Annotated in this window: 9 protein-coding genes; 5 read left to right on the top strand and 4 right to left on the bottom strand. The window is 40.1% G+C overall.

Going from position 1 to position 14,293, the window contains the following annotated elements; all coding sequences use genetic code 11:
• Nucleotides 1-3: 3 nt before the first annotated feature.
• On the bottom strand, nucleotides 4-3,192 hold the full coding sequence (locus tag MKY16_RS17705) for a contractile injection system protein, VgrG/Pvc8 family (protein ID WP_340956456.1): 3,189 nt from the start codon (nucleotides 3,190-3,192) through the stop codon (nucleotides 4-6).
• A gap of 376 nt (nucleotides 3,193-3,568) precedes the next feature.
• On the opposite strand from MKY16_RS17705, the gene MKY16_RS17700 reads away from it, so the two are divergent.
• From MKY16_RS17700 to MKY16_RS17685, 4 genes are all read left to right on the top strand, one after another.
• A complete protein-coding gene (locus MKY16_RS17700) occupies nucleotides 3,569-4,531 on the top strand; it encodes a helix-turn-helix transcriptional regulator (protein ID WP_340956454.1) in 963 nt (320 codons plus the stop codon).
• A 109-nt stretch (nucleotides 4,532-4,640) separates the two neighbouring features.
• On the top strand, nucleotides 4,641-5,267 hold the full coding sequence (locus tag MKY16_RS17695) for a type 1 glutamine amidotransferase family protein (RefSeq protein ID WP_318627503.1): 627 nt from the start codon (nucleotides 4,641-4,643) through the stop codon (nucleotides 5,265-5,267).
• Between the two features lie 51 nt (nucleotides 5,268-5,318).
• Entirely contained in the window at nucleotides 5,319-5,843 is a 525-nt protein-coding gene (locus tag MKY16_RS17690; RefSeq protein WP_340956451.1) for a VOC family protein, read from the top strand.
• A gap of 311 nt (nucleotides 5,844-6,154) precedes the next feature.
• Nucleotides 6,155-7,279 (top strand): serine hydrolase, encoded by a 1,125-nt coding sequence (locus MKY16_RS17685; protein WP_340956448.1) that lies wholly within the window; start codon nucleotides 6,155-6,157, stop codon nucleotides 7,277-7,279.
• Between the two features lie 354 nt (nucleotides 7,280-7,633).
• Here MKY16_RS17685 and MKY16_RS17680 read toward each other — a convergent pair whose 3' ends face one another.
• On the bottom strand, nucleotides 7,634-7,993 hold the full coding sequence (locus tag MKY16_RS17680) for a putative zinc-binding protein (protein WP_013311396.1): 360 nt from the start codon (nucleotides 7,991-7,993) through the stop codon (nucleotides 7,634-7,636).
• Between the two features lie 784 nt (nucleotides 7,994-8,777).
• Here MKY16_RS17680 and nfi point away from each other — a divergent pair.
• Nucleotides 8,778-9,455 (top strand): deoxyribonuclease V, encoded by a 678-nt coding sequence (gene nfi / locus MKY16_RS17675; RefSeq protein ID WP_340956445.1) that lies wholly within the window; start codon nucleotides 8,778-8,780, stop codon nucleotides 9,453-9,455.
• A 122-nt stretch (nucleotides 9,456-9,577) separates the two neighbouring features.
• On the opposite strand, the gene MKY16_RS17670 is transcribed toward nfi, so the two are convergent.
• Together MKY16_RS17670 and MKY16_RS17665 are read right to left on the bottom strand one after the other, a co-directional pair.
• Entirely contained in the window at nucleotides 9,578-10,051 is a 474-nt protein-coding gene (locus tag MKY16_RS17670) for a toxin-antitoxin system YwqK family antitoxin (RefSeq protein WP_340956443.1), read from the bottom strand.
• Nucleotides 10,041-13,031 (bottom strand): YwqJ-related putative deaminase, encoded by a 2,991-nt coding sequence (locus tag MKY16_RS17665; protein ID WP_340956440.1) that lies wholly within the window; start codon nucleotides 13,029-13,031, stop codon nucleotides 10,041-10,043. The genes MKY16_RS17670 and MKY16_RS17665 overlap by 11 nt, the downstream gene beginning before the upstream one ends.
• Between the last annotated feature and the right edge of the window lie 1,262 nt (nucleotides 13,032-14,293).

The raw sequence follows: 14,293 nt of genomic DNA, 5'->3' as shown, positions 1-14,293 counted from the left end.
TTTTTATTTCCCCTCTATTGGAATGTGAACTTCATTTAAGGATTGATTTTTAGTCCATGTTCCATCGGTTTTTAATTGTTTATTACCTATTTTTATTTGTGCAGTCCAACGTGTTCCTGATACTGACCCAGAGTACTTACTTGCAGCTATAGGATCTGGCGAATGCCATCGAATAATTGCCTTCTGTCCATCAGCCAGTAAAAATTCGTACTTTGCTCCATCTTTAATTGTACTTGTTGGAAAAAATGTGTTTGACGTATCTGGGGGGATCATAGATTCTAAATTGGATAAGCTAATTTCCCCATTTTTCAATAGATCTTGTGCTCCTTGTCTGGCCTGGTCTCTTGTTAAAGACTCTATAGAGGAATTTACAGGTCTAGTATTCTTCGATTTAACAATTTCTTTTTCCTTTTTTAAATATTCTTTTATATTTGAGGATTTTCTTGTATTTGTACTCTTGGCTACATTATATATGACCTTCTTTTGAATTTGATTATTTTTTTCTCTAGCTGCCTTGGAGGCAGTCTCCCGTAATGTTTTCCTTGCCTGTTGATCCTGTTGTTTATATTGGTTTTTCGTTGTTAACCTTTCATTTGGCTGTGGCTTGTAGCCTTTGGTTTCAAGAGTTTGGTTAATTTTTTGGGAAGCTACGTTTTCTGTAGCTTCTATTTGTTGTCTCGCTAATAATTCCTGGACTCTTACTTTTGCACTTACTCCAGAAGAAATATTAAAGAACCCTTTCCCTCTACCCAGTTTTGAGAGTATCCCCTTCAATTCTTTAGTATTGTCCATACCCCCTCGACCACCAACCATAAGAGGGTTTTCTATGGAAATAGCATAGAACATCCACTTTTTTTCTTCTTCGGTTATACCTTGCTTCCTAGTTTGCATGAAGAAATCATCATCTTCGGGATAATTATGTTTCCATTCACTATAGTATTGGACATCGGGTTTACCGTCACGAGTACGTACAACACCATCTTCTCCTCGATAACTCCCCGGTTTAAGTTTGGGCCTACGGTCTTCGGTATATATGTTCCTTCGATAATCCTGCCAGATCTTTTTGTAGTCTTCTTCTGTAAGCTCTGGTGGCGCAGCTTCTTTTTTCGCTTTAAGGGCTTTAGCTCTAGCTTCTTTTTCTGCTTTAAGAGCAGCTTCAGCCCTAGCTTTTTCTTGTTCTTTATATTCCCTCAGCATTCTATCTTTAACACTTTTAGGTACCTGTTGATAGGCATGAACCATGGTTTTCGATGTTGTCAGCAAGTTTTGGATCAGCTCTAATCGGCTGCCGGAATGTACTATTTGACGTGCGCTTGTATACACTTTCCCCAGAATCCATTTGCTATAGTAGGCATGTCTCGCTTGCTCATGTTCATACTGAGTAATTAACCCTTGTAATGCTAGACCAGCCAAGTGTTTCAACGGATGAATGCCGTTCCCCTTACTGCCTCCAACGGTAGGGGTTCCTTTGCTCCGAACAGGGATCGCTGCGGTTGCTTTCAGAATCACACCTCCTGCAGGTCCACTTAGCGCTCCTGCAACAACGCCAGCCACTTTTCCCATCACTGGAATAGAGCCTAATAGCTTGGACACCGTACCCATCAATGCATTCGCCTGTTTAAGTTCTGCTGGACTTGTGACTTTTGCTTTAGGGGTAGAGGCTTGGCTGCTAGATGAATCCTTAGCTGCTGACTGGGCTGCTTCATAGGCTTTGATGCTCATGAGTGGCGGCTCAGGCACAGGAGGGAGGTCGGCCACGAAAACAGGAGCTTTCACCGTACCTTCCTGATATATCACCGGAGCCTTGGTATCCGTCTCACCATCCAGTACCATGCTACTGGCTCCGCCTTTTAAATACAGTGCCATTCCAGCTTCAAGTGAAAGCTCCTTCCCAGCATCGAGCTTCACATGACCACCCTGAATCTGCACATTTCCCGGACTGTCAATGGTAATTCCGCTACCTTCATGCAGTGTAATGGAAAATTCACCGGAGGTGGATAGGGTCAGCTCCTGCTCAGACATTTCGACGCCGCTACCTTGCACATGTTGCCATACCTTCACATTTGGCTGTCCATTCGCGTGGCGTTGTTGTCGGAGCGAATCCGTGACATAGGCATCCTGTTCGCGGTGGGTAGGCAAATACAGTTCCACCTGTTCCCCGCTCTCAGGCATATCGTACCAGCCACTGTGTTCTTCCGCGACATAACGGGTGGCTACGGGAAACCAGCAGGCTTTGGCAGGATCTTGCTTCGGGTCAGTGTCCAGTTGAAGCTGTACAAAATCCTTCTGTACCTTGAGCACCGTTCCTGTCAGCGAAATCCCGGTGGCCGGGTCGTTTTCATACCGGGCATACCGGATATCCTGTTCGGCTTGAAGATCATAACGGGTACGCAGTAAGCCATCCGTTAGTGTGGTCACGGCTCGAACCACGACCAGTTCTTTGCCTTGTCCAATGGGTAATGTGATAAGGTCGCCCAGCGCATAGTATTGCAGACTTTCAATCATATAGGTGACATACGAGCCAGCACGTTCTCCCGGCTTTTCCGCATCCAGCTCATGGAGCGTTTTACGTACTCGATAAAATACATCCCGCTCTACCTTATGCTGCTTGCCTTCTGGCATGCCGAAGAAAACCTTGGGCGAAGCTGCGGTTATCTCTGGCACAAGTACGGAGCCAAAGCGAGAAGCGAGACGTTTTAAAAACGCCCAATCGGTCTCCTCATATTGTAAAACAAACGTCTCCAGTTTGGCATGGTCGCTTACCGTATCAATGGCATCTCCGTACTGATATTTTCGAACCAGCGCAGTGACTAGATCATCATAGGTGCGGTGAATATCTTGATAAGAGCGTCTTTTACGCTTAATATCCATCTGGTACGAATGGGAAGCGGCCTCTAGTTCAAACGTATACACGCCTCGCACACAATGTACGGATATACGTGTAACAATCCCATGGTACAATCTTCTCAGCGATTGTACCTGATCATTCAACTGACGAATCACAATAGGCTCTTGCTCCATATTTTGATCAATACAAGCTGCTCCCTGTTCCTCGGAGAGCAACCCACTGATATGTAAATAGGCATGATCGTTAATGGTACGTGTTATTTGAAGCTGATTGATGTGTAGTGGCTGAAAGGGACCATAAAAGCGTAGGCTTTCATATCCGATCCCATCTGATAATACGCTCAAGTGAGTTCATGACTCCTTTCTAGATGCGATGGGTATTTCCAAGTAAAGCACATCAACTTAAATCACCTTGATTATCGAGCAGCAGATGAGTACAACTGTGAGTCAAGATAGATATGTAATGTATTACGGTGGTCGTTTGGATTAAGAAAAGAGAGGTGATATTTAATAAACAACCCAGCATATGTATTTATCGGTTAAAAGAGAGAATTAGTTTACAGAATGACCCATTCATTATGGTATTTACTATGTGTAAATCTGGAATTGGAAGATATGAGAGGGACGTATAAAATGGAAAAAAGCATATAATAGGTGGTAAGAAGAGTACAAAGAGTTATTTATAAAGATTGAGTTTTAATGAGAGAGGAGGGTTCATGTTATGCCAAAAAACGATAATATGCTGGCCATTCTATGGATGCTGAATTCGGGTGTGAAAATGACTGCAAAACAAATATCCGAAAAGTTAGAAATAAATATAAGGACAGTTTATCGGTATATTGATGCTTTATGCGCCAGTGGAGTGCCTATAATATCCGACACGGGCCATAATGGCGGGTATAGCTTGCTGAATAATTTTATTAGAGCACCTTTACTATTTGATATGGAGGAGAAAAAGGCACTCCTTCATGCTGCTGTTTTTGCAAAAGAAGCTGGATACCCTTTGAGTGAGGCATTAAGCAGTGCGACGTCAAAATTGAAAATGTATTCGAATCAAGAGCAGGAAAGTATACTTAGCCGTCATTTAGCCGGATTTGAAGTGATAAATCGCATGGGAGAACCTTCTCTTCAGCCGATATTGGCAGAATTGGAGCAGGCTGTAGCCAACGAATTCTCTGTAGAAATGGATTATCGCACAAGCCATGAAGAACAACCCAAGAATAGGGTGATAGACCCCTATGGAATGGTTTACTGGAACAGTAAATGGTATACTGTTGCTTTTTGTCACCTACGGAATGAGATCCGTAGCTTTCGGGCAGATCGGATTCTACAAATCAAGCGTACTCCAATCCTATTTAAGCGTCCTGAGGCTTTTTCGGCTCGTGAATTTTTTATGCAAAATCTGTTGCCTGATTTAGTAGGCAAGGACGGTTTAATTTCTTTAATGATCGAAGGCAGGTCGGAGGCATTGGATGACTTATGTCTGCATTGGTTTTTGGGGCATCATCTGAAAGAGCGCACATCCAATCAAGCCATCTTTTTGCTTGAGGAAAAATCACTTCATACATATGTCCCTTATTTGCTCCTAACCTACGGGAAATCTATTCAAGTCATCGAACCACAGAGTTTGAAGAAAAAGCTTGTCGCTGTTGCGTCGGAGTTAATGGAATATTATCAGCGCTAAAAGCTTCACTGACAGCAGATGTCAGTGAAGCTTTTTTATAATGAGGATAATCACGGATTACCGAGGGTTGGTATCACTTGATAAATTATAAAATAAGGAGAACCTGTGAATGAATAGTACGGTATATCTGTATGTATTTGACACTATGGCAGACTGGGAGATTGGTTACTTAACTGCCGAACTGAACTCGGGGAGATATTATAAAAAGGGGCTGTCCCCATCCAAAATTGTTACCGTGGGACTGGAAAAGACTCCTGTAACTACCATGGGCGGATTGACAATACTGCCTGACATCAATCTGGATGAGTGCAGTATTGAAAGCACAGATGCATTGATTTTACCCGGTGGAAATACATGGACAGAAACCATTCATCAACCGATTTTAAAAATCGCTGAGAGGTGCTTAGAGGAAGGGATATGGGTTGCTGCGATTTGTGGTGCTACCATGGGACTTGCCCAGGCAGGATTACTGAATTCACGTTGGCATACAAGCAATGATCTGGAATACCTCAAAATGATCTGTCCCACCTACACGGGCGAAAAGTATTACAAAATGGAGTCTGCTGTAACCGATGGAAAACTAATCACTGCATCTGGAACAGCTCCTTTGGAATTTTCCGTACACGTCTTGAAAGCTCTGGGTGTGTTTTCTTCTAAGACATTAGAAGCCTGGTATAGTCTAAATAAGACTCGTGCATCCAAATATTACTATGAGTTGATGAATTCAATCCAATAAAGGAATAAGCATAAAACTGAACTGTTACGATCATTTAAAGGAGGAGTCAAAATGACTGAAAGCAGAGAATATATGGGAGTGTCAGGTAAATATACAAAGAAGGGGATGCCCAACGGCTTTACATCTATTACCCCTTTTATTACAGTGAAGAATCCTTCTGAAGCAATAGAGTTTTATAAAAGTGTTTTCAATGCAAGGGTTAAGGATATTACTGAATTTCCTGATGAGAATGGCAATAAAATAATCGTTCATGCGGAATTAGATTTTGGAAATGGTTTTTTGCAGCTGGGAGCAGCGAATCCGGCATATCAATTGGTCTTGCCTCCAGATGGAGACCATGCGTGTTATTCTTTCGGAATTTACGTAATGAATGTGGATCAGGTCATTGAAAATGCGGTAGAAAGAGGAGCAAAAGTAAGGGAACCCGTTACAAACTTTGTATCAGGTGATCGATTCGGAAGTATACTGGACCCTTGTGGAGTAAGATGGTCTATTATGACCAGGATCGAGGATTTGTCAGAAGAAGAAAGCAGTCGTAGGGTTGCTGAATGGGCCAAAAGCTTGAGTGGAGAATAAATGCAATCACATTTTTGGTGAAATTATTAAAAGTGTCTATCTGCTGAAATGATGTTAAGGAAAGATTGAAGATAGAATGCATTGGTAATTTGTTCTTCAATGAGGTTCTAGTTGATAATGACTCTATTGCACAAATTTGTATAGGGATACCGTATCTTTGGTGGGCGGTTCCCTTTATAATTATTTTCAAAAAAATGGTTATATGTGGATATTTGTATGATTACTAGCTTCTAAAAGAAAAGTGATTCCCGTGGGGAACTGTGACGGCTTATGTGAACTTCAGTCTAAGCGTGTCCATTAAGGAGCAAAGTATGAAAATAATTTTATTAATAGTAGCTATAATTTTAATATTTGTTCTCATATGTATCCTGTTTTTGCTCATTGCGAAGCGCCAAAATAATAAGAAAACAGAAATGGATGTTCTGAACTTTTTAAAGGAAAATCCGAGTAAAGCATCTTTGTATATGGTCAGAAATGGTATGGAGAAAATCAGCTATAACTCAGAAGTTAAAATGCCGCTTGCCAGCACGGTCAAAGTGATCATTGCTATCGAATTTGCTCGCCAAGTTGTGGCGAAAATATTAGACGAGCAGGAACTTGTTCCTTTAGAGGAATTAAATAAATTTTATATCCCTGGTTCCGATGGTAACGCTCATCATAACTGGATTCAATCCATTCGCACAAACCATAAAGAGGTTCAAGGAAAAATTACGTTATTGGATATTACTCACGGTATGTTAGCATATAGTTCCAATGCCAATACAGAATTTCTGATGGCGAAAATGGGTTTGGATAAGATAAATGAGAATATTATCAAACTCTCACTTTCTTCCCATGATAAAATCTTTCCTTTTTCATCTGCGGGATTCATGTCTCCTTATACCCAAGAGACCGAAAACATAGGCTTTAAAGAGTCGATACAAAAGATAAGTGAGATGAGCTACGAGGAATATATGAAAAAATCTATTGAAATTCATCAGATTTTAAATCGTGATCAGGGGATAGAATGTATTCAGAAATGGAACACCAGGCAGAATTATGTACGAAAGCTTCAAGTGCTGGAATCGCGCAAGCTTCCTCGTTCAACGACTAAAGAATATGCTTACCTCATGAAGCTCATACACAAGGAGGAGTTGGTTCCTTCTACTATAAATCCATATTTAAAAATGCTAATTCAGCGACAAGTAGATAACTCCAAGTTAATAGAGTTTGGAAACAAAGGTGGATCTACCATTTCTGTTCTAACAGAGGCTTTATATTGTACGGATCGGGAAGGAAATGACATTCAACTAGCCATGTTTATTCAAGATGATTCTGGGGTGGATCATATTTGGCTCAAGCAGAAGCTGGATTTGTTTTTTTACAAATTATTAACGGATACTGCATTTCAAGAAGAGGTAAGAAGCAAATTATCATATGATAAGGGAAGAAATTGAATGTTTTTTTATTTTGTAAAAATTCTGCTGATTCCGCTTATACTTTACTGTATCATGGCTTACTTTCCATTTAAAAACCGTATTTCGTGTCTCTTTATGGTTTATTAGCGATATATCAAGTATTTATTTGTATTTTATCTAGTATTTCATACATTATATCCACTCCTTTAGAACGACGGTTTGAGAATTTGTGTATCAGGTATTTTAAATTGTGAGACAAATTCATTTAAACATTCAAAAATTATTCTCCTTATTAAAAAGATGTTGCTGTATAAAAATAATACTGGTGACCCTTAAAGATGTGTTAGGAGCCACCAGTAAAAATTCGATACTCACTTTTATTTTGATTAAGAATTATTGTCCAATTTGTTCTAAGATTTGTGTGTAAGCATTCCTATAATGATCGGGGTTAGGATCTTCTCCTATTATCTTGGGTACGTCAAAGTCAGACAGCAGGAAATGGTGTTTGGGTTGAACTTCATGTCTTGCTAAGCAACTCTTGCAACAGGACAAGGGACAGCCGTCAATTGCAATGATGTCACGTCCCGATTTTGCTGTTCTGACAAGCGGTTTGACATCACCACCAACACCAGCAATACAGGACATTTCAGCAACTTTTTCTCGATCCATTTGTATAGCGATCATGTTAGCGGTTTGTGCTGCGGAGGAACATCCAGAACATGAATAGACAAGAGGTAAATCAGTTCTTTTCATCTTTGTACACTCCCTTGTTTTTTCTTTGTGATCCATCACGGTATATTTGGTTTTAGATGAAATAAAATTTAAATTATTTATATTTTAACTTAAATTTACAGTCTAAACCGTGATCGTGATCACGACATTATTTTGAAAAATCTATTATAGGGCTAACTGTGTATATACAATTCAGCGAGATCCCCATTTTCAACTTATTTTATAAATCTGGATCATCATTCTTAATCACCATTAAAATTTCTTGCAATAGAAAATAGGCGCTTGTTAAGTTGTTTTATGTCTAGTTTGTTGCAGTGAACGACTGCTTTTAAAATGTAAACCTAAAAAATCTTAGGATAATGCGTTCAATAGGCTAGAGAATATTTGTGGAGTGTATGACGGGAAGGATCGAGCGAATCTCGTATTTTTCTCCTTCCATATAGATGATTGCTTATCCTGACTTAGCTAATATCCTGTGAGTCTTTCCATTCGGATTAACGTAATTATTCTAGCCTCCTGGAAATTTCCCCAGTTTTTCTTGAAAATTTCTGGCATTTATTTAATAATATCAGGATGATACACAATGAAGAGTGAGACATCATATTTTTGGACTGTCATCTCATGAGCAGTGTCATAATCCATCCCTTTTTTCATTATTGTTGATTCGGAAAATCACACAACCATTTTTGTACCAAGGTCTAATGTTGTGTATGTTGGTATATAATCATCCAGTTTTTGTACATTTTTAACATACCTCATTTTTCATAAATTTTGATTCTAATATTCTAAAAATGGAGAAAACAAAATGGAACCAGTCCTAAAGCATAATTGGGATTTAGCTGAAACGGAAGCGATAAAATTACAACAGGAGTTATCTAAAAAAGTTACAAAAGAGGATGAATTGCCTGAAATTCATTACGTGGCTGGGGTAGACGTGGCATATAGTGAACAAAGTGATTTATTAGTTGCGGCAATCGTTATTTTAGAGGCAAACTCTTTAAATATAGTGGAATCAGTAGTAGTTGAAGATTCTGTGCAATTCCCTTATATCTCCGGATTGTTTTCATTCAGGGAGCTACCATCTATAGTTAAAGCATTTAAACAAATAAAGACCTTTCCTCAGCTTGTAGTTTGCGATGGTCAAGGAATTGCTCATCCTAGACGATTTGGATTAGCCAGTCACTTAGGAGTAATCTTTGATATTCCTACAATTGGCTGTGGCAAAACGAAGTTATTGGGGGATTTCCAAGAACCATCTCAAGAAAGAGGTGCATGTTCATTATTAGTGGATCGTGAGGAAATCATCGGAAGTGTATTAAGAACCCAAGAAAACATTAAACCTCTTTTTGTTTCGGTAGGTCATCGTATTTCATTAGAAACAGCCTGCAATTGGATTCTAAAGCTCTCTCCACGTTATCGCTTACCAGAAACAACTCGACAAGCTGACCAACTGGTGAAAAAAGTTTTATCAAAGATATATTAATAGCCTAATTAGCTTTATCTTGATGGGCTGAACGCCCATCAAGATAAAGCTAATTTTGTACATAGTGATCAACTGATATAGCAACCGAAATTCGGAGAAGATAAATACTTTTAAGAATTATTCTAGTCTCTTCCTAATTTACTATTCAGCTTTCTTTCGGTTAATAAATAATTAAAAATCTCACTTGTTTCTTGTAACTTGCTAGACTTAATCAAATTGTGTTTATCGTCCCATTCCTGATAACTTAACTCCACCCCCAACTCATGTTCGCTTACCGATTTAAGTTGTCCATTCTCATACCATTGAGTTCTTTTTCCTTTCGTCTGACCATAATGCATAATCTCTTCAGATTTTCTCTCCCCGGTATTATAAAACTCTCGAAGTAATCCATGTTTAAAACCATCTTTATAAAAACTAAAATATCTTAATTGACCGTTATTGTATAATTCATAGGTTAATCCTGTAAAAGGGGTTCCACCCTCGTCTTCAGGGTTGTCCAAAATTTCATCACTAGTAGAAGAAAACCACAAGTCTTCAAAATCTACCCCATTTTTTTTGACATAATCCAAAGTATATAATTCATCTTTATTTTCCATGATTATGTTTCAAAACCTCCGGTATAAAATTCGTTCCCTGTGTTATATATTCGCAATGAGGGCAACGTGGCATAGGGGTCCCTATAGGCATTTTTTTATTTATTTTTCTGGCAGAAATAACAAAGAGCATAAAATCAGATAATTTGGCATCTGGCCTTTTCAATAGAGCTCTGTTCAAGGCTTTTACTTCTGCATGAGATCCTGCTCCAGCCGTCTTTATATATTCTTCCTTTATCTTTGCAGGCATATTAGTAATTCTTTCGTTAATTATTTTATGCTGTTTCGCAGGTAGATCTCCTTTAGGGTTATTAATATCAAAATAGTACTGCCCTGTTTTCTTATCTAATACCCCTGCTAAGGCTGGGCCTAATTCACTTTTACTTAATCCTGTATTCTTTACCCTGTCTAGTTCCTCGTGCACTGCTCCCCTCAAATTAATTCGTTGATGAAGTTCAGTAGAACTCAGTTTACCATATTTAGCTCTTAGTTCCTCTAAACGGCTTTGTTTAGGCACTCCCCCACTTTTGGGTGGTTCAATAGGTTTTGAAGAAGCAGGCTTTACGATTCCTGGTTCTTCAACAATAGATACTGGAGCTTTAATTGATTTAGAAGGTATCTTTATATTCCTGCCAAATTTAGCACCGTATAAACTTCCAACCATTTGAAATTCAGAGAATACGCTACTTACAATAATCGCATTTGCCTGCCATTTTGGTATTTCTTCACCTGTCCAATAGTTTTTTCCTTCTTTAGCTGCTTTAATTTGTTCTACGAAAATATCCACATTTTCTGGTTCGTGATGTAATTTGATTTCTCCATTTTTGATAGCTTCATTATAGGCAAGAGAAGCTTGTGCAGCTTTCTGATCGGTAACTCCATTTTTACTGAGGACCCACATAGTACCCATAAATTTTTTATCATACTCATCAAAATTATAGGATACTTTGGCTTTTTCAGCTGCCATGTAGCTGTCATAATTGGCTCTCCAGCGTTGTCTCAGATCTCCAGGTACCTGTTGATACGCATGAACCATGGCATTAGACTCTTTTAGCAGGTTCTGAATCAGCTCTAGTGGGCCACCAGAATGCGCTATATGACGCGCACTCGTAAACACTTTCCCTAAAATCCACTTGCTATAGTAGGCTTGTCTCGCTTGGTCGTGTTCATACTGGTTAATCAATCCTTGGAGTGCTAGACCAGCCAAGTGTTTCAACGGATGAATACCGTTCCCCTTACCGCCTCCAATCGTAGGAGTTCCTTTGCTACGAACGGGGATCATTGCGGTTGCTTTCAGAATGACACCCGCCGCAGGCCCACCTAAAGCTCCCGCAACAACGCCAGCCACTTTGCCCATCACTGGAATGGAGCCTAATAGCTTGGACACCGTACCCAACAAAGAGTTCGCTTGTTGAAGTGCAGCCGGACTTGTTACTTTGGCTGTAGGAGTGCTGCTTGGTGATGTCTCAGCTGCTGATGGAGCTTGCGCCGCCTCGTATGCTTTGATGCTCATCAATGGTGGCTCAGGCACAGGAGGGAGGTCGGCTACGAAAACAGGTGCCTTCACCGTTCCTTCCTGATAAATCACTGGAGCTTTGGTATCCGTCTCACCATCCAGTACCATGCTGCTGGCTCCACCTTTTAAATACAGTGCCATTCCAGCTTCTAGCGAAAGTTCCTGCCCAGCATTGAGTTTCACGTGACCACCCTGAATCTGCACATTCCCCGGACTGTCGATCGTAATGCCGCTACCTTCATGTAGTGTAATGGAAAATTCACCGGAGGTGGATAGGGTCAGCTCCTGCTCAGACATTTCTACGCCACTACCTTGCACATGTCGCCATACCTTCACATTCGGCTGTCCATTCGCGTGGCGTTGTTGTTGAAGCGAATCCGTGACATAGGCATCCTGTTCGCGGTGGGTAGGCAGATACAATTCCACCTGTTCCCCGATTTCAGGCATATCGTACCAGCCACTATGTTCCTCGGCGATATAACGGGTGGACACCGGAAACCAGCACGCTTTAGCAGGATCTTGCTTCGGGTCGATGTCCAGTTGCAGCTGTACAAAATCCTGCTGTACCTTCAGCACCGTTCCTGTCAGCGAAATCCCGGTGGCCTGATCGTTTTCATACCGGGCATAGCGGATATCTTGTTCGGCTTGAAGATCGTAACGGGTACGCAGTAAGCCATCTGCTAAGGTTGTCACGGCTCGAACCACGACCAGCTCTTTGCCTTGTCCAATAGGTAACGTGATGAGGTCGCCTAGTGCATAAAATTGCAGGCTTTCGATCATATAGGTGACATATGAGCCAGCACGTTCGCCTGGCTTTTTCCCATCCAACTCATGAAACGTTTTTCGTACTCGATAAAATACATCTCGCTCCACCTTATGCTGCTTGCCTTCTGGCATCCCGAAGAAAACCTTAGGTGAGCCTGCGGTTACCTCTGGCACGAGTACGGAACCAAAGCGAGAAGCGAGACGTTTTAAAAACGCCCAATCGGTCTCATCATATTGTAAAACAAATGTCTCTAGTTTGGCATAGTTGCTTACTGTATCAATGGCATCTCCATATTGATATTTTCGAACCAGTGCAGTGACCAGATCATCATAGGTGCGGTGAATATCTTGGTAGGAGCGTCTTTTACGTTTGATATCCATCTGGTGCGAATGGGAAGCGGCCTCCAGTTCAAATGTATACACGCCTCGCACACAGTGTACGGACATACGTGTAACAATTCCATGGAACAGCCTTCTCAGCGATTGTCCCTGATCATTCAACTGACGAATCACAATCGGCTCTTGCTCCATATTTTGATCAATACAAGCCGCTCCCTGTTCTTCGGAGAGCATCCCACTGATATATAAATAGGCATGATCGTTAATGGTACGTGTTATTTGAAGCTGATTGATGTGTAGTGGCTGAAAGGGACCATAAAAGCGTAGGCTTTCATATCCGATCCCATCTGATAATACGCTCAAGTGAGTTCATAACTCCTTTCTAGATGCGATGGGTATTTCCAAGTAAAGCACGCAATCTTAAATTCGCTTCTGATTATAGAAGCCGCAGATAGGTACAAATTTAAGTCAAGATAGATATGTATTACAAGGTTCGTATAAAGGTACGAGAGGTGATATTTAATAAACAACCCAGCATATGTATTTATCGGTTAAAAGAGAGATTTAGTTTACAGAATGACCCATTCGTTGGGAGATTTACTATGTGTATTTTTGGAAGCAGTTGATACGGGAGGGAAGTGTAACATGAGTTAATATGGAAATATAGTGATACGCCACATGGTTTGCCATTATGATGCATTTTCGTGTTGGCAAATCAGTTACCTAAAACCAAAATGGTAGCCTGTCCAAACGATCTAAATTTAAAAATAATGGAGTGATAGAATGATAAGGGGACTTGTGCTTTTAAATAGGGGAATATTGAAGATTACTTACCAGACTTATATGATTGGAGTCTTACTGAAAGCAAAAAAGAGCAACATACTTGCCGACCCATAATCGAACTTCCTCCATATAACAATTATAAAGAGAATGTACTGAAAAGGCTTGCAAATGGGCAATTAATATATATCTTGGTTGATAAAAGTAACAGTAATAAGCGGATAGGAAAGATACAGCTTTTTGACTATAATTCTCGAAATAAAAGTGCCGAGATCGGATACCATTTTTGAACGTAAGGATTTGGAGTTGAACAAAATTTATGCAACGGTTGCAGCATGTAATCAAGCTTCTATAAAATGATTAGAAAAATTCCATTTTAAGCTGGAGGGAACTTATCGAGAGCATTATTGGTTTAGTGATGGTTCGATATGCGATCAATATCATTATTCTTTGCTAAAAAGAGAGCATGCTAGCTTAGCTGAAAAAGAAATAGAAGGAAATTGAACTATTATTTTTAAAATGGAACGAGTTAATTTCAAGTAAATCCGTTCCATCCTCTCGACACACGTTGAGGCCGTAGTAAAGCTATGTCGAGTCGATATATAGAGGTGCTTAATTGTAGCTTCCTATGTCCTTTACGAGCTGGGGAAAAGTTTATAGAAATAAGGTATGGCACAACAAAATAAATGTTTCGATTTTTTTGGATTTAAAGGGGTTGGACACATCCGATGTATTTAACTGAAAATGTGAGTATTCAAGAGAGTGTCCTTAGTTTGGCGTTCTTTTCTTTGTACGCTACCTGTAAGAATTCCTTAAGCAATAAGGTTATTCCCTTCTGTGACGTG

Source organism: Paenibacillus sp. FSL L8-0641, from assembly GCF_038006265.1.
Classification (GTDB): domain Bacteria; phylum Bacillota; class Bacilli; order Paenibacillales; family Paenibacillaceae; genus Paenibacillus; species Paenibacillus polymyxa_D.
This window is presented reverse-complemented; position numbering and strand designations above follow the sequence as displayed.